21 protein-coding genes and 1 rRNA gene are annotated in these 21,001 nt (G+C 69.9%); 7 read left to right on the forward strand and 15 right to left on the reverse strand.

Annotated features, from left to right (window positions below; all coding sequences use genetic code 11):
* A 5S ribosomal RNA gene (gene rrf / locus ACZ67T_RS10805) occupies positions 1-86 on the forward strand; the annotation flags it as partial.
* Positions 87-173: 87 nt separating this feature from the next.
* On the opposite strand, the gene ACZ67T_RS10810 is transcribed toward rrf, so the two are convergent.
* Genes ACZ67T_RS10810 through ACZ67T_RS10825 form a run of 4 tightly spaced genes read right to left on the reverse strand, consistent with a single transcriptional unit; the run spans position 174 to position 3,832 of the window.
* The gene (locus tag ACZ67T_RS10810; protein ID WP_469983108.1) at positions 174-836 is read right to left on the reverse strand and encodes a response regulator; all 663 of its coding nucleotides are present in this window, start codon (positions 834-836) and stop codon (positions 174-176) included.
* A complete protein-coding gene (locus ACZ67T_RS10815) occupies positions 833-2,095 on the reverse strand; it encodes a sensor histidine kinase (protein ID WP_469983110.1) in 1,263 nt (420 codons plus the stop codon). The genes ACZ67T_RS10810 and ACZ67T_RS10815 overlap by 4 nt, the downstream gene beginning before the upstream one ends.
* A 37-nt stretch (positions 2,096-2,132) precedes the next feature.
* Positions 2,133-2,906, reverse strand: coding sequence for an ABC transporter permease (locus ACZ67T_RS10820; protein WP_469983111.1), 774 nt, complete (start codon positions 2,904-2,906; stop codon positions 2,133-2,135).
* Positions 2,903-3,832 (reverse strand): ABC transporter ATP-binding protein, encoded by a 930-nt coding sequence (locus ACZ67T_RS10825; protein WP_469983113.1) that lies wholly within the window; start codon positions 3,830-3,832, stop codon positions 2,903-2,905. The genes ACZ67T_RS10820 and ACZ67T_RS10825 overlap by 4 nt, the downstream gene beginning before the upstream one ends.
* 104 nt (positions 3,833-3,936) lie before the next feature.
* Here ACZ67T_RS10825 and ACZ67T_RS10830 point away from each other — a divergent pair, with 104 nt between their 5' ends.
* Positions 3,937-4,494: a GNAT family N-acetyltransferase gene (locus tag ACZ67T_RS10830; RefSeq protein WP_469983115.1), complete on the forward strand. Its 558-nt coding sequence runs from the start codon at positions 3,937-3,939 to the stop codon at positions 4,492-4,494.
* A gap of 6 nt (positions 4,495-4,500) precedes the next feature.
* Here ACZ67T_RS10830 and ACZ67T_RS10835 read toward each other — a convergent pair whose 3' ends face one another.
* The 8 genes from ACZ67T_RS10835 to ACZ67T_RS10870 all read right to left on the reverse strand — a co-directional run bounded on the left by ACZ67T_RS10835 (position 4,501) and on the right by ACZ67T_RS10870 (position 14,023).
* A complete protein-coding gene (locus ACZ67T_RS10835) occupies positions 4,501-6,042 on the reverse strand; it encodes a TraM recognition domain-containing protein (protein ID WP_469983759.1) in 1,542 nt (513 codons plus the stop codon).
* A gap of 78 nt (positions 6,043-6,120) precedes the next feature.
* Positions 6,121-7,551 (reverse strand): ATP-binding protein, encoded by a 1,431-nt coding sequence (locus ACZ67T_RS10840; RefSeq protein WP_469983117.1) that lies wholly within the window; start codon positions 7,549-7,551, stop codon positions 6,121-6,123.
* A 15-nt stretch (positions 7,552-7,566) separates the two neighbouring features.
* Complete coding sequence (locus ACZ67T_RS10845; protein ID WP_469983119.1) at positions 7,567-9,126, reverse strand: SCO6880 family protein; 1,560 nt, start codon at positions 9,124-9,126, stop codon at positions 7,567-7,569.
* Positions 9,123-10,469: a hypothetical protein gene (locus ACZ67T_RS10850; protein WP_469983120.1), complete on the reverse strand. Its 1,347-nt coding sequence runs from the start codon at positions 10,467-10,469 to the stop codon at positions 9,123-9,125. The genes ACZ67T_RS10845 and ACZ67T_RS10850 overlap by 4 nt, the downstream gene beginning before the upstream one ends.
* A complete protein-coding gene (locus tag ACZ67T_RS10855; protein WP_469983121.1) occupies positions 10,459-11,274 on the reverse strand; it encodes a DUF8175 domain-containg protein in 816 nt (271 codons plus the stop codon). Before ACZ67T_RS10855 ends, ACZ67T_RS10850 begins: the two co-directional genes overlap by 11 nt.
* Before the next feature lie 143 nt (positions 11,275-11,417).
* On the reverse strand, positions 11,418-11,726 hold the full coding sequence (locus ACZ67T_RS10860) for a hypothetical protein (protein WP_116512240.1): 309 nt from the start codon (positions 11,724-11,726) through the stop codon (positions 11,418-11,420).
* 269 nt (positions 11,727-11,995) lie between these two features.
* Positions 11,996-12,229, reverse strand: a complete 234-nt coding sequence (locus ACZ67T_RS10865) for a DUF397 domain-containing protein (RefSeq protein ID WP_469983122.1) — start codon at positions 12,227-12,229, stop codon at positions 11,996-11,998.
* A 900-nt stretch (positions 12,230-13,129) separates the two neighbouring features.
* Positions 13,130-14,023 (reverse strand): hypothetical protein, encoded by an 894-nt coding sequence (locus tag ACZ67T_RS10870; protein WP_469983124.1) that lies wholly within the window; start codon positions 14,021-14,023, stop codon positions 13,130-13,132.
* A gap of 277 nt (positions 14,024-14,300) precedes the next feature.
* Between ACZ67T_RS10870 and ACZ67T_RS10875 the strand changes: the two genes are divergently transcribed.
* The gene (locus ACZ67T_RS10875; protein WP_469983760.1) at positions 14,301-15,323 is read left to right on the forward strand and encodes a C40 family peptidase; all 1,023 of its coding nucleotides are present in this window, start codon (positions 14,301-14,303) and stop codon (positions 15,321-15,323) included.
* A 236-nt stretch (positions 15,324-15,559) separates the two neighbouring features.
* Positions 15,560-16,279 carry a phosphatase PAP2 family protein gene (locus ACZ67T_RS10880; protein WP_469983126.1) on the forward strand — a complete coding sequence of 240 codons (720 nt, stop codon included), beginning with the start codon at positions 15,560-15,562 and terminating at the stop codon, positions 16,277-16,279.
* A gap of 402 nt (positions 16,280-16,681) precedes the next feature.
* On the opposite strand, the gene ACZ67T_RS10885 is transcribed toward ACZ67T_RS10880, so the two are convergent.
* Both ACZ67T_RS10885 and ACZ67T_RS10890 read right to left on the reverse strand, forming a co-directional pair.
* Positions 16,682-18,253, reverse strand: coding sequence for an FAD-binding oxidoreductase (locus ACZ67T_RS10885; RefSeq protein ID WP_469983128.1), 1,572 nt, complete (start codon positions 18,251-18,253; stop codon positions 16,682-16,684).
* Between the two features lie 72 nt (positions 18,254-18,325).
* A complete protein-coding gene (locus tag ACZ67T_RS10890; protein ID WP_469983129.1) occupies positions 18,326-18,487 on the reverse strand; it encodes a hypothetical protein in 162 nt (53 codons plus the stop codon).
* Between the two features lie 100 nt (positions 18,488-18,587).
* Between ACZ67T_RS10890 and ACZ67T_RS10895 the strand changes: the two genes are divergently transcribed.
* Positions 18,588-19,457: an SCO4651 family lipoprotein gene (locus tag ACZ67T_RS10895; RefSeq protein WP_469983131.1), complete on the forward strand. Its 870-nt coding sequence runs from the start codon at positions 18,588-18,590 to the stop codon at positions 19,455-19,457.
* Positions 19,458-19,554: 97 nt separating this feature from the next.
* Positions 19,555-19,746: a hypothetical protein gene (locus ACZ67T_RS10900; RefSeq protein WP_469983133.1), complete on the forward strand. Its 192-nt coding sequence runs from the start codon at positions 19,555-19,557 to the stop codon at positions 19,744-19,746.
* Positions 19,747-19,839: 93 nt separating this feature from the next.
* Here the strand turns inward: ACZ67T_RS10900 and ACZ67T_RS10905 are convergent, their stop codons facing one another.
* The gene (locus tag ACZ67T_RS10905) at positions 19,840-20,190 is read right to left on the reverse strand and encodes a metal-sensitive transcriptional regulator (protein WP_384245867.1); all 351 of its coding nucleotides are present in this window, start codon (positions 20,188-20,190) and stop codon (positions 19,840-19,842) included.
* A 188-nt stretch (positions 20,191-20,378) separates the two neighbouring features.
* On the opposite strand from ACZ67T_RS10905, the gene ACZ67T_RS10910 reads away from it, so the two are divergent.
* On the forward strand, positions 20,379-20,999 hold the full coding sequence (locus tag ACZ67T_RS10910) for a DUF47 domain-containing protein (RefSeq protein WP_469983135.1): 621 nt from the start codon (positions 20,379-20,381) through the stop codon (positions 20,997-20,999).
* Positions 21,000-21,001: the final 2 nt, after the last annotated feature.

A 21,001-nucleotide genomic window follows, 5' to 3' on the forward strand; every position in this document is an offset into this window, starting at 1 on the left:
GTTACATTCCGAACCCGGAAGCTAAGCCTCACAGCGCCGATGGTACTGCAGGGGGGACCCTGTGGGAGAGTAGGACGCCGCCGAACTATTTTTGATAAAAAGCCTCATTCCCCGAGTGAAAACTCGGGGAATGAGGCTTTTTTGCGTTCCCGAACATAAAGCGAGCCGCAGATTCACGCCGGCTCCACCAGCTTCGCGTCGTACGCCACGATCACCGCCTGCACCCGGTCCCTGGCGCCCGTCTTCGCCAGGATGCGGCTCACATGGGTCTTCACCGTCGACTCGGCCAGGTGCAGTCGCGCCGCGATCTCCGAATTCGTCCAGCCCTGGGCGATGACCGTGAGGATCTCGCGTTCCCGGTCCGTGAGGGCGGCGATGCGCGGGTCGGGGCCCAGGGGTGCGTTCGTGGCCGGCAAGTGCTGGACGTAGGCGTCGAGGAGACGGCGCGTCAGGCTCGGCGCGACCACCGCGTCGCCCGTCGCGACCGCCCGGATCCCGGAGAGGAGCTCCTCCGGCAGCGCGTCCTTGACGAGGAAGCCGGACGCTCCCGCGCGCAGGCCGTCGTACGCGTACTCGTCGAGGTCGAACGTCGTGAGGATCAGGACCCGGGCGCGGGTGCCGGACGCGACGATGCGGCGCGTGGCCTCGATGCCGTCGAGGCCCGGCATGCGGATGTCCATCAGGACGACGTCCGGGTGGAGGCGTGCCGTGAGGCGGACCGCCTCGGTGCCGTCGCCCGCCTCCCCGGCGACGGTCAGGTCGTCCTGGCTCTCCAGGAGCATGCGGAAGCCGAAGCGCTGCATGGGCTGGTCGTCGACGATGAGCAAACTGGTCACGCGGAGGGTTCCTTCGGGAGGTGGAGACGGACGTGCCAGCCGCCCGGGGGCGTGGGCAGCGGGCCTGCCTCAAGTGTGCCGTCGTAGAGGCCAGTTCGCTCGCGCATGCCGGTCAGGCCGCGGCCCGTGCCCGGCTCCGGCGAGCGGCCGCCGCGGCCCGTGTCCGTGACGCTGACGCGCACCCCGTCGTCCCCGTATGTGACGTCGACGGCCGCGGAGGCGCCGGGACCGGCGTGCTTGAGCGTATTGGTGAGCGCCTCCTGCACGACGCGGTACACCGTCAGTTCCTTTCCAGGGGCGAGGGAGCCGGGGTGGCCGCGCAGCGCGAGGCGTACGGGCAGGCCGGCCGCGCGTACTCCGTCGACCAGCCGGTCCAGGTCCGTGAGGGCCGGCTGGGGGGCCAACTCGGCGGTGGGCACGGCCTCTTCGCGCAGGACGTCGAGCAGACGGCGCAGTTCCGCGAGGGCCTGGCGGCTTGTCGTCGCGATGGCTTCCAGGGCCTGCCCGGCGCGCTCGGGGCTCTTGGCCGCCGCGTAGGAACCGCCGTCGGCGAGGCCCGTGATGACGGAGAGGTTGTGGCCGATGATGTCGTGCATCTCGCGGGCGATGCGGGTGCGTTCCGCGGCCGCGGCGAGCCGGGCCTGCTGGTCGCGTTCGACCTCCAGGCGGCGGGCGCGCTCGACGAGGGACGACGTGTACTCCTGGCGGCTGCGGACCGCGATGCCGAGCAGTGCCACCAGGGTGATGGCCCAGACCTGCGGGACGATCTGCTGGTCCCAACTGCCCTTCGGATAGCGGGCGACGCCCACGACGACCGGCACGATCGTCAGCGCGCAGGCGGCCGCAAGGAGCTTGAGGGGGCGGCGCAGCGCGACGTTGAACACGACGATGAGCTGGACCAGCGCCGCCTGGAGCAGGGCGCCCGACCAGCTGTTCACGACACCTGCCGCCACCATCACCGCGAGGGCCGTCATCGGGCGCGTGCGGCGCCACAGCAGCGGCACCGTGAGAGCGAGGCTCAGGCACAGGACGAGCGGGCCCGGTACGGCGGTGTTGTGGGCGATGTTGCGCCAGCCGTCGCCCGCGTAGTCGATGACGGCGGCGGTCACGAAGAAGCCCGTCAGGTGGAGATCCCAGACGAGCGGGCGGCGCCGGTCGAAGGCGCGCACCCGCTCGGTGAGCCGCTGGACGTGAGCGGTGAGGGGGAAGGGGGCCCGCTCGGGCCCCTGGGTCCTGTCGTCCGTCTCCTCGTCCGTCACCGCTTCATCCTCGTACGGGAAAGGGTTCCGCGGGGCGTCATACGTCGCGGCGCCTGAGGAAGAGGGCCGTGGCCGTGAGGACCGCGGCGGCCCACAGGGTCAGGGAGAGGAGCCCCATGGCGGGCGAGACCGCGTCGGCGAGCCGGGTGGCGGAGCCGAGGGACTCGGCGGACTGGGTCGGGAAGTAGTTGACGGCGCTGTCCACGGCGTCGTACGGGAGCATGCCGAGGATCTCGGGGAGGATCATCACGCCGCCGACGAAGGCGCCGATCGCGGCGGGGACCGAGCGGAGCAGGCCGCCGAGACCGAGGGCGATCAGGCTCATCAGGGTGATGCCGGCGGCGTTGCCCGCGAGGGCGCCGAGGACGCCCGTGTCGGTGAGCGAGGTCGCCTTGTCGCCGTCGGAGAGCCAGATCTGTGCGACGAGGAACGTGACCACGTTCGTCACGAAGCTCAGGGTGAACGCGACGGCCGCGAAGACTCCGGCCTTGGACCACAGCACGGGCAGCCGGCGCGGGACCGCCGTCAGCGAGGCGCGGATCATGCCCGTCGAGTACTCGCTCGCCGTGACCAGGATGCCGAGGACGGCGACGCAGATCTGCGAGAGCTGGGTGCCGAGGAGGACGAAGACGACCGTGTCGATCTCGGAGTCGTCGCCGTCGTACGTCGAGCCCATGGTGATGCCGACGGCGAGGACGAGGGCGCTCGCGACGGCGAGGGTGATCCACGTGGAGCGCAGGGTCCAGAACTTGTGCCACTCGGAGCGCAGTACGCGGGGCGTGGTGACGCGGTAGGGGATTGCGGTGGTCATGCTGCTGCTCCCGTCAGGGCGGTGGTCTGGTACTCGACCGAGTCGTGGGTGAGGTCCATGAAGGCCTGCTCCAGCGAGGCGGTCCGCGGCGTGAGTTCGAAGAGGGGGATGCCGTGCGTGGCGGCGGTGCGGCCGATGTCCGGGGCGTCGGTGCCGCGGACGTGCAGGGTGTCGGGGGACTCGCCGGTGACGTCGACGCCGGGGGCGCCGGACAGGAGCTCGCGCAGGCGTGCGGCTTCGGGCGTGACGACCTTGACGTAGGCCGCGCCTGACTCGCGTACGAGGTCGGAGACGGTGGTGTCGGCGAGGAGGCGGCCGCGGCCGATGATGATGAGGTGGTCCGCGGTCAGGGCCATCTCGCTCATCAGGTGCGAGGAGACGAGGACCGTACGGCCCTCCGCGGCAAGGGACTTGAGGAGGTTGCGGACCCACAGGACGCCCTCCGGGTCGAGGCCGTTGACCGGTTCGTCCAGGATGACGGTGGCCGGGTCGCCGATGAGCGCGGCCGCGATGCCCAGGCGCTGGCCCATGCCGAGGGAGAAGCCCTTCACGCGCTTTCCCGCGACATCGGTGAGGCCGGTGAGCGCGAGGACGTGGTCGACGCGGGAGCGCGGCACGCCGTGTGTGTGGGCGAGCGCCATGAGGTGGTGGAACGCGGTGCGGCCCGGGTGGATCGAGCGGGCCTCCAGGAGGGCGCCGACCTCGTGCAGGGGCGCGGCGTGTGCGGCGTAGGCGCGGCCGCCGACGGTGGCGCGGCCCGAGGTCGGGGCGTCGAGGCCGAGGAGCATGCGCATGGTGGTGGACTTGCCGGCGCCGTTGGGGCCGAGGAAGCCGGTGACGGTGCCCGGGTCGACCGTGAAGGTGAGGTCCTGGACGACGGTCTTGTCGCCGTGGCGTTTGGTGAGTCCGTGTGCCCTGATCGTCATGGTTCGAAGGTAGGGAGAGGGGCGGGGGCGGGTCGTCCGACCGGGGTCCGGAGCTGCGGAAAACGCGTAGTACCCCGGTACGACGGTCCCGTAGGGTCCGCCCCATGGAGCCTGCCGAGAAGTACGCCGTACGTCCTGTCCGCAGCGATGAGTGGCAGGCGGTGCGGGAGATGCGGCTCGCCGCCCTTCGCGACCCGGCGGCGCCGATCGCCTTCCTGGAGACGTACGAGGGCGCGCTCGCGCGGCCTGAGCAGTTCTGGCGGGACCGGGCCGGGAGGTACGAACTCGACGGATCTGCCCGGCTGTTCGTCGCCGAGGGTGCGGACGGCCGGTGGTGGGGATCCGTGACCGTGCTCGCGGAGGAGGCCGGAGCGCCGCTCGTCTTCGGCGACACGAGCGAGGTGCGCCAGGCACATCTCGTCGGGGTGTACGTGCGGCCCGAGCACCGGGGGAGCGGCGTGACCGAGGCGCTGTTCCTGGCGGCCGTGGAGTGGGCACGCTCGCTGGACGGCCTGGAGCGGGTGCGGTTGTACGTGCACGAGGACAACGCGCGGGCGCAGGCGTTCTACCGGCGGTTCGGCTTCGTCCCCAGCGGGGCGAGCGTGGCGGTGCCGTCGGACCCGTCGAAGTACGAGTACGAGATGGTGCTGGAGCGTCGGTGAAAGGCCCTAGGTGACCGGGAGTTCGGCGTGCGGCCAGCGGGCCCTGCCCTGTTCCCGGGAGCGGAGGAGGGCCAGGGTCGGAAGACCCCGGTCCGCTCCGGTGGACAGCAGCTCCGGCAGCTGGGGAAGCGGAGCCACCGCGGCGACATCGTCGAGGACGAGCGCCATTGGTGGGTCGAGCCGACCGGCAGATGACCGTTCGGCCATGCGCCGGCCGTGCTCGACCACGCTTGAGGCGAGGGCCGTGAGGAGGGGCATCGCGCCCGGGTCCGTCTTGGGATCCTCGATGGCTTCACCCACCACATAAAGCGTGCCCCCTTCATTCACGAAGGAATCCAGGGTGAGCGCATCAGTTCGGTTTGGGGTGCAGGCCTCGCGGATGTGGACGGAGAACAGCGAGGACAGAGCGCGGGCCGTCAACTCCTGTGCCATGTCCCGGCGTTCGGTGTGCGAGGTGAGCGCGGCCTCCAGCTCGCCCGCTGTGCCGGCCGCGGCCTTCGGGCTGGTACGCAGAATGCGTACGGCCTCCTGGACCTGACTGCCCTGCGCCCAGCGGTGCACGTGCCGGAAGGGCTTCGCGTCCACGGCGGCGGCGTGCAGAAAGCTCCTCAGCAGGGTCTCGGCCGTGTCGGCGGTGGCCGCGTCGAGTTTGGCGGTGGGCCGGATCGGGGCGAGGAGCGCTGCCGCCCGGGACGCGGCCGTGGGCTTGTCCTCGCAGCCCTGCGCCGGGTTCCAGTGGAGGCGGGCCGGGGTGTCGCACAGGTGCGTCGGGTCGTAGACGAGGACGGGGCCCAGCTTCGACCGGGCGTCCTTGGTCTCGGCCCAGACACTCGCCGACGACGTGACGACGAGGACGGGACCCTCGGCGTCCCTGATCGCCTGAATGGCCCGGGGAGCCCGGGTCTCGACGGGGCCGAGGACCACGGGGCCGCGGGGGGCGGGGACGGCCACGGGGGTGGCGGCTGCCGGGGCGACGGGACTCGGGAGGTGCTCGTGGGGTGCGTGGTGCTGGTCGTGCGCGTGACTGTCAGAGGATTCCGCCCCAGCCGCCGGGACGACCTCCGAGGCCGTGGCCCGGGGAGCGGGCGTGACCGCAGGCGCCGGTTCGGCGGGCGGAGGCGCACCGGTCTGTGCCCGCCCCCTCCGCCGTACGGCCCGCCACCGCGCCACCGTCCCCGCGATGAACACCGCGAGCACGATCAGCACAAGGACCTGGCCGATGAACAGGCCCCAGAACAGCCCGTACCCGGAGAGCTGCCCGTCCGGGGTGTCCGGCCACGCGGCCGGCAGGTCGTGCGGGCGGCCGATGAGGGAGCGCATGGCCACCGGCGTGTGGCGGATCGTCACGCCGTCCGGCCAGGCGCCCTTGGAGAACAGGCCCGACAGACCCGTCGCCGTCCACACCATGACGGTCATGCCGAGCAGGAACGCGAGGACGCCGAGGAGCAGCCCGTCGGGAACGCCGCGTTCCCGTTCCCGTGGGGCGGGGCCACCCCGGCCCCGCTCCCCGTACCTGTCGTCCCGCTCGTAGGCGTCGTGCCGCCGCATCCCGCTCTCGCTCTCGCCGAGCCCCACCAGTGACTTCCCAGCCTCAGGCCTCGGACATCAGGCCTCAGACCCCAGGCCTCAGGCCACCGTCGACTCCGACGAGTCCTTCAGCCGGTCGCCCATGTGCTGTTCCACGAACGCGGCCGCCCGTTCCTCCGCCTCCAGGTCGGCGGCGCGCATTGCGTCGTCGTCGCCGAGCGTCTCGGCGGAGGACTCCGTCATGGCGCGGTCGGTGAAGACCAGGGGACGTTCCGTCTCGGTGATGAGGTGCTTCACGACCTGGACGTTCCCGTTCACGTCCCAGACCGCGATGCCCGGCGTCAGCGAGGGGATGATCTCCACGGCCCAGCGTGGCAGGCCGAGTACGAGACCGGTGGCCCGTGCCTCGTCGGCCTTCTGGGCGTAGACGGTCCTGGTCGACGCCATCTTCAGGATCGCGGCCGCCTCCTTGGCCGCGGCCCCGTCCACCACGTCGCTGAGGTGGTGGACGACCGCCACGAACGACAGGCCGAGCCGTCGCCCGAACTTCAGGAGCCGCTGGAACAGCTGTGCCACGAAAGGCGAGTTGATGATGTGCCACGCCTCTTCCACCAGGAAGATGCGCTTCTTGCGGTCCGGCCGGATCCAGGTGTGCTCCAGCCACACGCCCACGATCGCCATGAGGATCGGCATGGCGATGGAGTTGCGGTCGATGTGGGAGAGGTCGAAGACGATCAGCGGGGCGTCGAGGTCGATGCCGACCGTCGTCGGACCGTCGAACATGCCGCGCAGGTCACCGTCCACGAGCCGGTCGATGACGAGGGCGACGTCCAGGCCCCAGGCCCGTACGTCGTCTATGGCCACGTTCATCGCTTCCGCCGACTCGGGTTCCGGGTGGCGGAGCTGCTCGACGATGTCGGTCAGGACGGGCTGGCGGTCGACGATGGTCTCGTTGACGTAGGCGTGCGCGACCTTGAGGGCGAAGCCCGAGCGCTCGTCGAGACCGTGCCCCATGGCCACCTCGATGATCGTCCGGAGCAGGGCGAGCTGCCCGGTCGTCGTGATCGCCGGGTCGAGCGGGTTGAGCCGGATCCCCATGTCCAGAGCGGCCGTGGGGTCGAGCCGGATGGGAGTTATACCCAGCTCCTGGGCGATGAGGTTCCATTCGCCGACCCCGTCCTCACCCTGCGCGTCGAGGACGACGACCTGGCGGTCCTTGAACCTCAGCTGCCGCAGGACGTACGTCTTCTCCAGCGCGGACTTGCCGTTGCCGGACTCGCCGAGGACCAGCCAGTGCGGGGCGGGCAACTGCTGCCCGTACAGCTGGAACGGGTCGTAGATGTAGCCCTTGCCGGAGTAGACCTCGCGGCCGATGATGACGCCCGAGTCGCCGAGGCCGGGGGCGGCCGTCGGCAGGTAGACCGCCTGGGCCTGCCCCGTCGACGTACGGACCGGAAGCCGGGTCGTCTCCACCTTCCCGAAGAGGAAGGAGGTGAAGGCGTCCGTGACCATGGACAGCGGATCCCGCATCTCAGAGCCCTGCCTCTACCGTCGGATGCCGGTCGCGAACGGCAATGTGTTGACGAAGGCCCGGTGGTGCTCGCGGTCGCACCACTCCAGCTTCAGATAGGACTTGCCGGCGGAGGCGCGGATCGTGCGCTTGTCGCGCGCGAGGCTCTCCGGGGAGCGGGAGGAGACGGTGATGTAGCCGACGAGGTTGACCCCGGCCGCGCCGCTCGCGAGGTCCTCGCCGCGCTGGTCGAGGCGGGTGTTGGCGGCGACGTCACGCGGGTCGATGGTCCGGTTCATCTTGGCGGCGCGGCTGGCGTCCGCCTCGTCGTTCGTCTTCTCGGTGAGCATCCGCTCGATGGCGACCTCGGTGGGTTCCAGGTCCATCGTGACGGCCACGGTGCGGATCACGTCGGGGGTGTGGACGAGGAGCGGTGCCAGGAAGTTCACGCCGACCGGCGTCATCGGCCACTCCTTCACCCAGGCGGTGGCGTGGCACCAGGGCGCGCGCGTCGAGGACTCGCGCGTCTTGGCCTGCAGATACGTCGGCTCCATCGCGTCCAGCTCGGCCGGCCAGGCGTTGCGCTTGGTCATGGCCTGAATGTGGTCGATCGGATGGTCCGGGTCGTACATGGAGTGCACGAGCGAGGCGAGCCGCCCCTGTCCGAGCGGCTGACGCACCCGGATGTCGGCCTCCTGGAGGCGCGAGCAGATGTCGGTCAGCTCGCGCGCCATGACGACCGCGAGCCCCGCGTCCCGGTCGACCTTGCGGCCGCTGTGCGGACGGGCCGCGCGCGCCATGGCGTGCGCCTCGGCGGCCAGCTCGCGCGTGTAGTGCATGCAGGCCACGAGGTAGGCGCGGTGCTGCTCGCTGCTGGTCGACACCATGGACTGGAGCTGGTTGTACGACTGCTGCAGCCAGCCCGGCGTGCGGTCGTCACCGCGCACGGCGACGTCCTTGGCGTGCGCGTCGGGGTCGGCGGGGAGCGTGCGGGCGAGCATCTGCAGCCGCGTGACGAACCCGTCCCCGTTCGCGACGTGCTTCAAAAGCGTCCCGAACCGGTCGACCAGCGCCTCCTGGTCCTCGCTGTCCCGCAGCCCGACACCCGGGCCCTCGATCTCGATGGCGGCCGTGACGGTCCGCCGGTCGGCGTGCAGCAGCACGGCGATCTCGTCCGGCCCGAACGGCGCGGCCAGCCAGGTCAGCCGGCCGATGCCGGGCGGCGGCCCGATCTCCACCTCGCGCCCGTCGAGCCGCACCCCCGCGTCCATGGCCCGCGACCGGTACGTCGTGCCGCGCTTCAGCTGCCGCTTGTAACTGCGGTTGATCTCGAACCACTTGTAGAAGGTGCGGTGCTTGTACGGGATGTAGACGGCCGCGAGCGCGATCAGCGGAAAGCCCAGGAGCAGCATGATGCGCAGGGACAGGGCGGGGACGAGAAGCCCGCACATCATGCCCAGGAAAGCGCCCCCGATGATGAGGGCGATCTCGCCGGTCTCGCGGTTCTTGCCGACGATGGCGTTCGGCCGGGCACGGCCGATCAGATACGTACGGCGGGGCGTGACCGATGGGGACACATGGGACTGGGTCGTCAACGCCCTGCACCTCCTTGCCGATTGCTGTTGCCGGTGTTCCCGCCGTTACGCGTACTGCGCGCGTGCGGCGTGTTCGTGGGACTCGTACGGGGCGGAGGTGCGGCGGAGGGGACAGATCCGCCGCCACCGCCACTGCCCCCGGAGGAGGGGCGTGTGCTGTGTGCGGCCACGCCTCCCGACACGGGGTTCGCGGGGCGGGCCTGGGACTGGCCGCCACCGCTGCCGCCGCCACCGTCCGCACGGGCGCTGTGCGTCTTGATGCCCTGCGAGACGAGTGCGGCGGGTGAACTGATGACTGCGGCGGCCTTGTTCTCGGCGCCGCGCATGATGCGGTTGTTGCGGCCGTTGACGATCTCGTCGCCGAAGCCGGGTACGAAGCGATAGATCATGCCGCTGGCGAAGATCGCGAGCAGCACGATGGCGAGACCGGAGACGACGGCGGCGAGGGAGTCCGGCCCTTCCGACCCGGACAGCGCGCCGGCCAGCCCGAGCACGATGACAATCACCGGTTTCACCAGGATCACGGCGATCATCACGCCGGCCCACCGGCGGACGTGCCCCCACAGGTTCTTGTCGACGAGCCCCGCGTAGACGACGACGCCGAGCAGCGCGCCCACGTACAGCAGCACGGCCCGCAGATACAGCTCCAGGTAGAGCACACCGGCGGCGAGGATCGACACGAGCGAGACAACGATCAGCATGATCGGCCCGCCCCCGATGTCGTCGCCCTTCTTCAGCGCACCGGAGAACGTCCCGAAGAACGCGTCCGTCTGATCCCCCGTCGCCTTCGCCAGCACATCCGAGACACCGTCCGTCGCGGAGACGACGGTGTAGAGGATCAGCGGCGTGAACGCGGACGCGAGCACCGTCAGCCACAGGAACCCGATGGCCTCGGAAACCGCGGTCCCGAGGGGAACCCCTCGAACCGCCCGCTTGGCCACGGCGAGCAGCCACAGCAGCAACGTGAGGATCGCGGACGCGGCGAACACGATGGCGTACTGCTGGAGGAACCTGGGGTTGGTGAAGTCGACGTTGGCGGTCTGCTTGATGGACTTGCTGAGCATGTCGACAGTCCAGGAAGCGGCGTCGGCACAGCCTCTGGCGAGGGAGGAGAGGGGGTCCAGGGGGTTGGTGGTGCCGGGGGGTGTGGTGGGGGAGGTGCCGCCGGACTTTCCGTTGCCGCGTTCGCAGTAGGCCTTGGCGGGGCCGTGGATCAGATCGCACGGATCGTTGGAGCTCTTCGGGTCTGGCGCCGCGTATGCGCGTGTAGCGAACAGGAACGCGGCGGTCTGCACGGCCGTGATGGCAGTGGTGAGCTTGAGCGAGTGCCGCTTACCGGGCATACGTGAACCCTCCGTACCCCTCGACCGCGTTCGCGATCTCGTCAGAACTGGAGGCGCGTTCGTCGCCCGGGACCGGGGCGGGGCCGTCCTTCTGGGAGTGCGTGACGATCTTCCAGTCCCCGCCGGTCCACTCGAGCTTCATGGAGATGGTGAACCAACTGTTCGTGACCGGGTTCTTCGAGTTCTCTCCAGCCATTCCGAGCAGGCCGCTGCACCAGACATCGACGTTCGCCGTGCCTGCGGAGGAGTCGGTCGTCTTGGTGCCGATCGGGATGGTGCGCGAGACGAAGGTGTAGCCGTGGGGCGACGATCCGTCCTCATTGAGTCCAACGTTCTTGTTGAACTCAGGGGAGTAGGCCTTGTCGAGGGTGCCCTCGAAGCCGGTCACGCGGGAGGGCGTGATGACCTCATTGAGGATGCGGTCCCGCTGGGCCTTGTTGAACATCTCCGCCGAACCGAGCAGCACCGCATAATTCGCCGCAGCGCTCTGCGCCCCCTGCTCGTCATGGGCGAAGCCTGACGCGACCGGCTTCGTTCCGGTCGCCGCCGTCGCGGACGCGCCCGGCTTCTTGCTGTCGCCGCCCCCCGAAGAGGAGCCGTCCCCGTCCCGGTTCGCGAAGGCGATCGCCGCGACGAGCAGGACCACCACTCCGACCACGGTGATGAGACTGCGCGACGAAGACCGGGCAGGTCTGCGCGCAGCGCCCCCGTACACATCGCCCTGACCCCCGTCGGGCAGGCGGGTACGGGTCTGGCCCGTGCCGCCGTAGAGGCCGTCGTCGTCGTTGCCGTCGCCCGGACTCATCCCGCGTACGCCCCCTCAGGCTCGTGCTGAACCGCCGCGTACGACGGTAGCCGCGCTGCTTTCCGCGCGGGCGCGGTGTGGTGACTGGACATCAGGGAGTTGCAACCTCAGTGCAGGTGGGACCGGAGCGGGCGGAACAGGGGCTAGATCGCCATGCCGTACACGATGGTGAAGAGCGTGCCGAGTGAGCCGATGATGAATACGCCGGTCAGGCCCGCGATGATGAGGCCCTTGCCCTGCTCGGCGCTGAACGTGTCGCGCAGGGCCGTCGCGCCGATCCGTTGCTTGGCCGCGCCCCAGATCGCGATGCCCAGGCACAGCAGGATCGCCACCGCCATCACGACCTCGACCATCACCTGAGCTTCCTTGCCCAGATTCTGGAATGGGCCCCAGTCGGGGGCGATCCCGCCGATGATGGTGTCGATGTTGCCCTTGCCGGCTGCCAGCAGCATGTGTAACTCACCGCCCCATGTGGGTAGTTCTGTCGCCCCCGCCGCAGCGCAGAGGTCAGGCCCATTCTTGCCCAGATCGCCGCGGATGCCCGCCGACTTGGCGCCATTCCTTGGCTGAGTTCCAACGTCTTCACATGGTTGCGTATACGAGGGAACGTATGGTCACTCTGTGTATCACGCTGCGTCACTCCGGGCAATGAACCTCAGGTCTGTGCCGTGACCTGGACGGTGACGGTTCGTTGGCCACTCACTGGCTGTCGCCGGACGCGTCAGAGGTCCTCGGCGAAGTGGTCGAACTCGCCTGCATGCACGCCCAGTACGAAGGCGTCCCACTTCGAGCGGGTCGTGGTGACGACGGTGTCCGGGACGGACGTCTCGCGCAGGTACACGAGGTCGCCGGCGCCGAACGCGATCTCTATCCAGGGGCCGTCCCCGGTCGCGCCCTCTGGGGCGGCGCGGGTCCTGTCGAGCTGGGCGGGGGGTGAGGTTTCGTCATGGGGCATGAGGGCGTCCTTCCTTGCGGTCACCGATGAAAAGCGAATGGGGTGGCTGGGGTCCGTGGGTGGTTGCTGGCGGCCTCCGCACGCCGTCCTCTTCTCTGCGGCCAGGTGGGGGCTGACTTTCGTCGCTTGATGTTCGTACGGGGGAGGGGGGTTCTCATCCGCTCCGACCACCAATGGTCCCCGGACGACCAAGACCAAAGACGAAAAGCAGGCGGCTGCGGGGAGGGAGGGGAAGGGAGGGCAGGGTGGATTGCCGGGTGCGGGCCGGTTCGTATGAGGGTGCCCGTGTCCGTGTCCGTGTCCGTGTCCGTGTCCGTGCCCGTGCCCGTGCGGCTACGGGAGGAGGGGTGGGACCGGGACTGCCCGAACTGGCCTGAATCTGCCAGTCATGAGAGCACTGTCAGGGAGGCGGTTCTCTGAGCTGCGCTTACGTCAAGGGTCGGCGGAGCGTGAGGCCCGTGGGGGTGTGAGTGGCAGATCTCGGCCTCCGGAGAGGTCGTTTGCCCCCAACCGGCGGGCCGCAGCCGCCCGCGAGAGAGCGGACCGCCCTGACCCTGCCGCGTGCTCTGCTTGCTGTTGCTGCCTGCTTTTCGTCTTTGGTCTTGGTAGTCCGGAGCCCGTTGGGCGTTGAAGGAAAATCTGGCTCCCCCTCCAACCCCGTACGAAGATCAGCCGACGAAAGTCAGCCCCCACCGAGCCGCAGACGAAAAGACGGCGTACGGAGGCCGCCAGCAACCACCCAGTCACTCCAGCCACCCAATCTGCTTTTGATCGGTGACCCGCACCCGCCGAACCAGACCGGCGAAGGCGGCGGGCGTGGCCGGTCTCGGAATCCGTATCCGTAATCCGTGGGAGCAGTCAGGCCGGGTGTCCCGCGCGCACGATCCGCACCCGGCAGTTTTACGTTGCGCCCGAGGTCGCACTGGGGTGGTGTCCGTCATCCGGCGTCCCGGAGGCGGTTGGCGTCGGAACCTGGGCGTAGAGGGTGTCCCGGACGCGCTGGGCTGCCCTGGCGGCCAGGGCCACGACGTCGTCGGGACTGCTCTCCTCGGCCGCCTCGGGGGAGACGGTGACGATGACGGTGCCGATGCGCACCTCGACGGTGTAAGACCAGCTCACGCCACTGTCGGCCGGGTCATTGGGGTTGGTGTGGAACCCGCGTGCCGTGAGGACCGCCTGGTCGCCGAGGCCGGTGAGCCGCTCCGCCGCACGGAACTCCGCCTCCGGCGCACCGTCCGTGTCCCTGAGGGAGCTGGGACAGGACTTGTGCAGTTGGTACTGCAGCTCGACATAGCGCTTGGACTGCGTGTCCGGCAAAGAGGCCAACCGCTCGAACCCGACGGCCGTACGGCTGGCGTCCCGCTTGCGGGCTTCCTTGCCGGTCATCGGCCGCCGCGCGATGTACTGGGCGCTCGGGCCGTGCAACTCCTCCAGCTCCTTGCGCGGGCCGTCCACCCGCGTCCCGCAGTCCTCCCAGCCCGCCGACAGCCCCGAGTACTGGTTGATGTCGCCCTCGTACGCCTCTGCTCTGGTGGTCCCGGCCGGATGCATCTCCCCGGGCCGCAGCAGCGCGCTCTTGACCTGTGTGACGTTGAACGTCTGCCCATCGGCCGGTGTTCCGTCCACCCCGGCCACCGGGTGCGACGGCGTCGGGAGCGCGCTGAGATCCGGTTTCGGGGGCGTGGTGCTGCGCGGCGCCGGGGGCGTGGCGGAGTGCGGCTTGCTGCCGCTGTCCGCGCCAGGGCCCGTGCTCTTCGTGCCGCACCCCGCCGCCATCAGCAAGCCGGCGGTCACCGCGCAGCATGCGACCCGCACCCGCACAAGCCCTCCCCAGGAGCGAGCGGACCCGCCGCTGCGAGCCCTCAAGTGACGTCGATACTCGGGTACATCGCCGGCTCAAACAAGCGCGCGACTTTCCGGGTCATCAACAGGCGGCGGTCCCTGGGTGCGAGCAGAGTCATGGCGCGGTCGCCGAAGACGCGGAGTCAGGTGTCCCGAGTGTGGAGATGGTCCATCCCGTCCGACGGGCCCGCATCTAGACTGATGGCCTTGCGACGGAGGGCGGTTGACGGTGCGTAAGGCGTGGGTCGTCGGGGGTGCGCTCGCTGCCGGGGGGACCGGGTTCGTGACCCTTGTCGTCGTCGGTACGTACATGGCGGCCGGCTCTCTCGCGAGCGGGGTCGGCAAGGGGGCCGTGGGGCTCGCCAAGGGCGCCGTGCCCGCCGCGTACCAGTCGATCGTGCAGGAGTGGGGGAACCTCTGCCCCGCGATCAATCCGGCGCTGCTCGCCGCTCAGCTGTATCAGGAGAGCGGGTTCAACCCGAACGCGAAGAGTCCGGCGAAGGCGCTCGGCATAGCGCAGTTCATCCCGGGGACGTGGGCCGCGCACGGGGTCGACGGTGACGGGGACGGGGACCGGGACATCTGGGATCCGAAGGACGCCATTCCGTCCGCGGCCTCGTACGACTGCTCGCTCGCGAAGTACGTGAAGGACGCGCCGGGCAGTCAGACCGAGAACATGCTCGCCGCTTACAACGCGGGCGCGTACGCCGTCATCAAGTACGGAGGCGTACCGCCGTACCGCGAGACGCAGAACTACGTGAAGACGATCACGAACCTGGAGAAGAGCTTCGCGCGGCCGGTCGGGCGGGTGCAGCCGTCGCAGCAGGCGGCGGGTGCCATCTACTACGCGCAGAAGAAGCTGGGGACCGAGTACCTGTGGGGCGGGAACGGGACCGCCGATCAGGGCGGCCGGTTCGACTGCTCGGGGCTGACGCTCGCCGCGTACCGGGAGGTCGGGATCGAGCTGCCGCGGGTCGCGAACGACCAGTACAACGCCGGGCCGCATCCCAAGCGGGACGAGCTGCTGCCGGGAGACCTCGTCTTCTTCTCGGACGACCTCACCGACAGCCGCGCGATCCGGCACGTCGGGATCTATGTGGGCGGCGGCTACATGATCGACGCGCCGCGGCCGGGTGCCGTGATCCGGTTCGACCCGGTCGACACACCCGACTATTTCGGGGCGACGCGGGTGACCGAGGATGGTGCGAAGGCGGTGCCGAGCGAGAGGCCGACCGGGAACTCCGAAGTGTGACGTGGCGGGAACTCTCCGTCAGAGCCCTGCCCTGAGCTGCGGCTTCGTGTCTCTCTTCGATAACGTCTGCGTGATCATTCGGTGGAGTGCGGAACGAAGGAGTGGGGGCCGTGCGTTCCTTTTCCTGAGCCGATCGCGGATCGACGAAGACCGCGGATCTATGACCACGGGGGTGGACGAGCGGCGCACGGCACGTGTGCGCCCACTGAGCAGCAAGACGAAGGGGCCGCGGCGAGATGGCTGGACTGGCTGGACTCTCGGCACTCGGGGCCTCCGGGTCCAACCCGGACGTCGGTCTGCTCTACGACATCAACGGTCTGGCGAAGGACGCCCCCGGCTGGGTCGACAGCGCCATGGCGTTCGTCGGTGAGTACGGTCTGCTGCTCGCGCTCGTGCTGCTCACCCTGTGGTGCTGGTGGGGTGTGCGCAAGCGGGACTCGCTCGACGACGCCGCCTCGTCGGTCGCCTCCGTCGTATGGGCCCCGCTCGCGGCCGGAATCGCCGTCCTGGTGAACGTGCCGATCCGCGGTTTCGTGGAGCGGCCCAGGCCCTTCACCGACCACGAGGGCCTCGACGTCCTCGTCGCCGGCAAGTCGGACTTCTCCTTCGTCAGTGACCACGCGACGCTCGCCATGGCCATCGGCGCGGGTCTCTTCGTCGCCCACCGCAAGTTCGGGCTCATCGGTCTCGGGCTCGCGGTGCTCGAAGGGTTCTGCCGGGTCTTCATGGGCGTGCACTACCCGACCGACGTCGTCGGCGGATTCGCCCTCGGCACGGCGGTGGCACTGCTCCTGTCGCCGCTCGCGTCCGCGCTGCTCACCCCGCTGGCGCGCACCGTCGGGCGGACGAAGCGGCTGCGCTGGCTGGTGTGGTCGCCTAGCGAGGCGGCGCCGGCTCGGGAGACGGTGGAGATTCCTGAGCCGCGGGAGTCTGAAGAGCGGGATCTGGCCGCTTAGCCTTCTCTGCTTCACGTCGGCACAGGAGGACGGCGCCGCCGCCCGCGGCGGTGAGCGCCACGGCGCCGGACGCGATGGCGCGGGTGCCCGAACCGGGGTGTTCCGAGTCGTCGTCGGTGACGGCGGCGGCCGTGACGCCCACGGCGAGCGCGGCGGCGCCGATCGCGAGGACGGCGGCTGTACGGGGTATTCGGGGTATTCGGGGCTTGTTCATGGTCCCAGCGGAACCCTGTGGGCCGCTTTGGGCCAGTCGAGGGCGTGTTGGGTGGGCCGTCCGTGTCGGGTACCGCCGGAACGGCCGTGCGCCGGGTGCGGGTCCGGTGAGGGCCGGGCGCGCACGCGGCGGAGCCGCGGATCGGCACAGCCCCGCGCCCCTGACGGGGCGCTCGGATCAGGGCGCCCTCACAGCCCCTGCGGGAACGTGAAGAAGTGGTTCGGGTCGTACTGCTTCTTGACTGTCGCCAGGCGTGTGGCCGCGTCGCCGTAGTACGCCTTGCGCCAGTTCGTCAGTGTCGGGTCCGTGTAGTTCTGGTACGCCGCCCCCGACGCGTACGGCCGCATCGCCGTGTGGGCGGAATCGAGCCAGGCGCGGGCCGTGGAGCCGGACGTTCCGGCCTGCCAGGAGACTATGTACTGCGCGAGCATCCGGGAGCGCCGGTGCACGAACGCGGTGGCGGTCGGGTCGACGCGGTTGATCGCCCCGCCGAGTGCGGTCAGCGCGATGCTGCCGGCGCCCGAGGTGACGTTCTCCATCTTGGCGAACATGGCGCGGATGCCGGCCGAGGAGATCGAGCGGTCGAAGAAGTCGGAGTGGGCCGCGTACGTCTCGCGCCCGAGCGCCCCCTGCGTGCTGCGCCCCGGGGTCGTGCCCGGCAGGTGGCACTGGGCGTCCTCGGCGAACGCCGAGCAGCCCGCGTACACCTCCATCGACTCCTCGTAGGAGCGGCGCTTGAGGGAGACGTTCGACGCGGGGCCGGGGCCGCCGGGGCCGTCGGCGAGGCGGTCGACGGCGTTCTGGAGTTCGCGGTACGTGCCGAGCGAGAACGCGGCGACCGAGATGGTCGGCCGGCCTCCGACGGCGTTCGCCATGTGGCAGGACGACCAGATCTCGTCGGGCTGCGAGGGACCCCACTCCTGCCAGGCCTTCAGGACGGCGGTGGCCTTCGACCAGGGCCAGGTCATGTACGCGGAGACGGCCTGCGGGGCGGGGTGCGTGCGGAAGCGGAGCTCGGTGACCACGCCGAAGTTGCCGTTGCCCGCGCCGCGCAGGGCCCAGAACAGGTCCTTGTTCTCGCTCCTGTTCGCGACGACCTGCTTGCCGTCCGCCGTGATCAGTGTGGCCTGGGTGAGGCTGTCGCAGGTCAGGCCGTAAGCGCGGGAGACGACGCCGTGACCGCCGCCGAGGGTGAGGCCGGAGACGCCGACCGTGGGGCAGGACCCGGCCGGGATGGTGACGCCCTTCGCGGCGAGCGCGCGGTACACGTCGATGAGCTTGGCGCCCGCGCCCACCACGGCCTCGCCCCCGGAGGCCCTGATCGCGGAGAGCTTCGAGACGTCGAGGATCAGGCGGCCGTCGCCGGACGACCAGCCCGCGTACGAGTGGCCGCCGTTGCGGATCGAGACGGGTACGTGGTGCGCCCGCGCGTAGGCGAGCGTGGTGCGGATGTCGTCGGGGTGGGCGACATAGGCGACGGCGGTCGGCTTCAGGCTGTCGAAGCGGGTGTTGTAGAGCTGGCGCGCGGCCGCCCACTTGGCCTGGCCGGGGGTGACGAGCGTGCCGTCGAGGTCCTTGGCGAGCGCCTTGAGGTTCGCCGCGGCGGAGGCGCTCGCGCTGGTGGTGCGGATGGTGGCGCCGGTTGTCGCGCCGGGCGTCGCCCGCCCGCCACCGGCCCCCGCCGTGCCGGTGCTGCATGCCGTGGCCGCGCCTGCCGTGACAGTGGCCGCGCCGACTGCGATGAACGTACGCCGATCCATGGACGCCTCCCGTTGTTTCCCGGGGTACGAGACGTCTTCGGGGAGCGCGGGGTTCCACGCCGGGCGGTCGGGTCAGGGGTGGGCGGTGTGCTCCTCGGCGTCGCTTCTCGCCTTCGAGCGGGCTCTGCGGGAGGGGCCGCGCCAGCCGCAGGTGCAGCGCGCCAGGCAGAAACGGCCTTGTTCGGCCGTGGTCGTCCGGTGGGTTTCGGGGAGTTGGGACTGCTCGTGTGCCACACCTCAACGGTACGCGTGACGGGTGCAGGCAACTGTCGTTATCCGGTCGACAGAGGGGCCGCGGACGCTCGGACTGACAGAGCTTGGGGGCAGACAGGCGATGGTGCAGCACGGACGCGCAGCACGGGCGGTCGCAGCGGCCGCGGCGGTCGGAGTGATGAGCCTCACCACCGGCTGTTCGGCCGCCGCGGAGGCGGACAACGAGAGCCCGGCCGACTCCGCCGCCGCCGTCCACGACGCGGCGGACCGCCTGGTCAGGGAGGGCAGTTCCAAGGCCCGTACGTCCATGGAGATGGCGAGTGGCGGGACCCGGGTCACCATCAGGGGCGAGGGTGTCTACGACTACCGGGCGCGCGTGGGGCAGTTGAAGGTGGTGCTTCCGCAGGATCCTTCCGGCGTCGAGGAGCACCGCCCCATCACCGAACTCCTCGCGCCCGGCGCCCTGTACATGAAGAACCGGGGTGCCGGGGTGCCCGCCGACAAGTGGGTGCGGGTCGAGACGGCGTCCCTGCCGGACGGGAACCTGGTCACGGGCGGGGCCACGGATCCGCTGGCCGCGGCCGAACTGCTGCGGGGCGCGCGCAAGGTGACGTATGTGGGGGAGAGCGAGCTCGCCGGGACGCAGGTGCGGCACTACCGCGGGACCGTCGACATGGCGGCCGCCGCCCACGCCGCCTCCCCGGCCGGCCGGCAGTCCCTGACGGCCGCGGCGAAAGGGTTCGCCAAGGACCAGGTGCCGTTCGACGTGTACCTCGACGACCAGGGCCGGATCAGGAAAGTGCGGCACCGGTTCAGCTTCGTGAATACGAAGGAGACGACTGCGGTGAAGGGGAACGGGAAAGGGCAGGGCGGGAAGAGGGACGTCGTCGATGTGGCGTCCACCACTCTGCTCTATGGCTTCGGGGTTACGGCGCATATCGAACTTCCCGACACAAAGGACATTTTCGCCGGGAAGATCGCCGAGAACTAGCCGTCCGGAAATGGTCCGTCCGTGCCATGCGCGGCGTGTAGGCCGCTCCCTACTCTAGGAAGTCGGTTACGGCTACGGCTTACGGCTGGAAGAGGTGATGAGCGTGGCTCCGGTGGGCGGCACGGCGGTTCACGACCACGTCGCCCTCGCCGAGATCGAGCTGTGCGGTGAATTGATCATCGCGGCTTCGGCCGCGGATGAGGACCGGCTCAGTGCGGACCGTATCGACGAGGTGCTGAGGGTCGCCGAGGAACGGTGGCCCCGGGGCGAGGGGTTCCGGGAGTCCTGAACCCGTGAGGGGCGCGGCCGGTCGTCCGGCGCGCCCCGGCTCCGGGTCGGGTATCTCACAGGGGCAGGGCGCGCGGTGCGCGTCCCGGGCCTTTCAGGTGCGCAGCATCCGCGCGATCGCCTTCGTCGCCTCCTCGACCTTCGCGTCGATCTCCTCGCCGCCCTTGACCGCCGCGTCGGCGACGCAGTGGCGCAGGTGCTCCTCGAGGAGCTGGAGCGCGAACGACTGGAGAGCCTTCGTGGAGGCGGAGACCTGCGTGAGTATGTCGATGCAGTAGACGTCTTCGTCGACCATGCGCTGCAGGCCCCGGATCTGGCCCTCGATGCGGCGCAGGCGCTTGAGGTGCTCGGCCTTCTGGTGGTGGTACCCGTGAATGCCACGGTCGTGGTCCGTGACGGTCTCGCCGTCGTGGTCGGTCACGATCTCGGTCGCTTCCGTGGTCATCGCGTCCTCCCGTTGTATACCCCTGGTGGGTATATGATACCGAATTTCGAGTGGGTCCGACGGGTTCGCCGTACCCCGTGCTGACCACAGTGTCTGATGGGCGACACTGGTGTATTGCCGGTTAGCCGTGGCCGGATGATGCGCCTAGCATCAGCCTGACCGAATCCAAAGCACCCCGAGGACCCCACGTGCGCTTTCGTCTGACCCCCAGGGAGACGAGCTTCTACGACATGTTTGCCGCATCCGCGGACAACATCGTCACGGGCTCGAAACTCCTGATGGAACTGCTCGGGGCGGATTCCTCCGCCCGGGCCGAGATCGCGGAGCGGATGCGGGCAGCGGAACACGCCGGTGACGACGCCACCCACGCGATTTTCCACCAGCTGAACTCCTCGTTCATCACGCCCTTCGACCGCGAGGACATCTACAAGCTCGCGTCGTCCCTCGACGACATCATGGACTTCATGGAGGAGGCCGTCGACCTCGTCGTCCTCTACCAGATCGAAGAGCTTCCCAAGGGTGTGGAGCAGCAGATCGAGGTTCTGGCGCGCGCGGCCGTGCTGACGGCCGAGGCCATGCCGAACCTGCGGACCATGGACAACCTCACCGAGTACTGGATCGAGGTCAACCGGCTCGAGAACCAGGCCGACCAGATCCACCGCAAGCTGCTCGCGCATCTCTTCAATGGCAAGTACGACGCCATGGAGGTCCTGAAGCTCAAGCAGATCGTGGATGTGCTCGAAGAGGCGGCGGATGCCTTCGAGCACGTGGCGAACACGGTGGAGACCATCGCCGTCAAGGAGTCCTGAGG

The organism is Streptomyces sp. NPDC107517, from assembly GCF_055582645.1.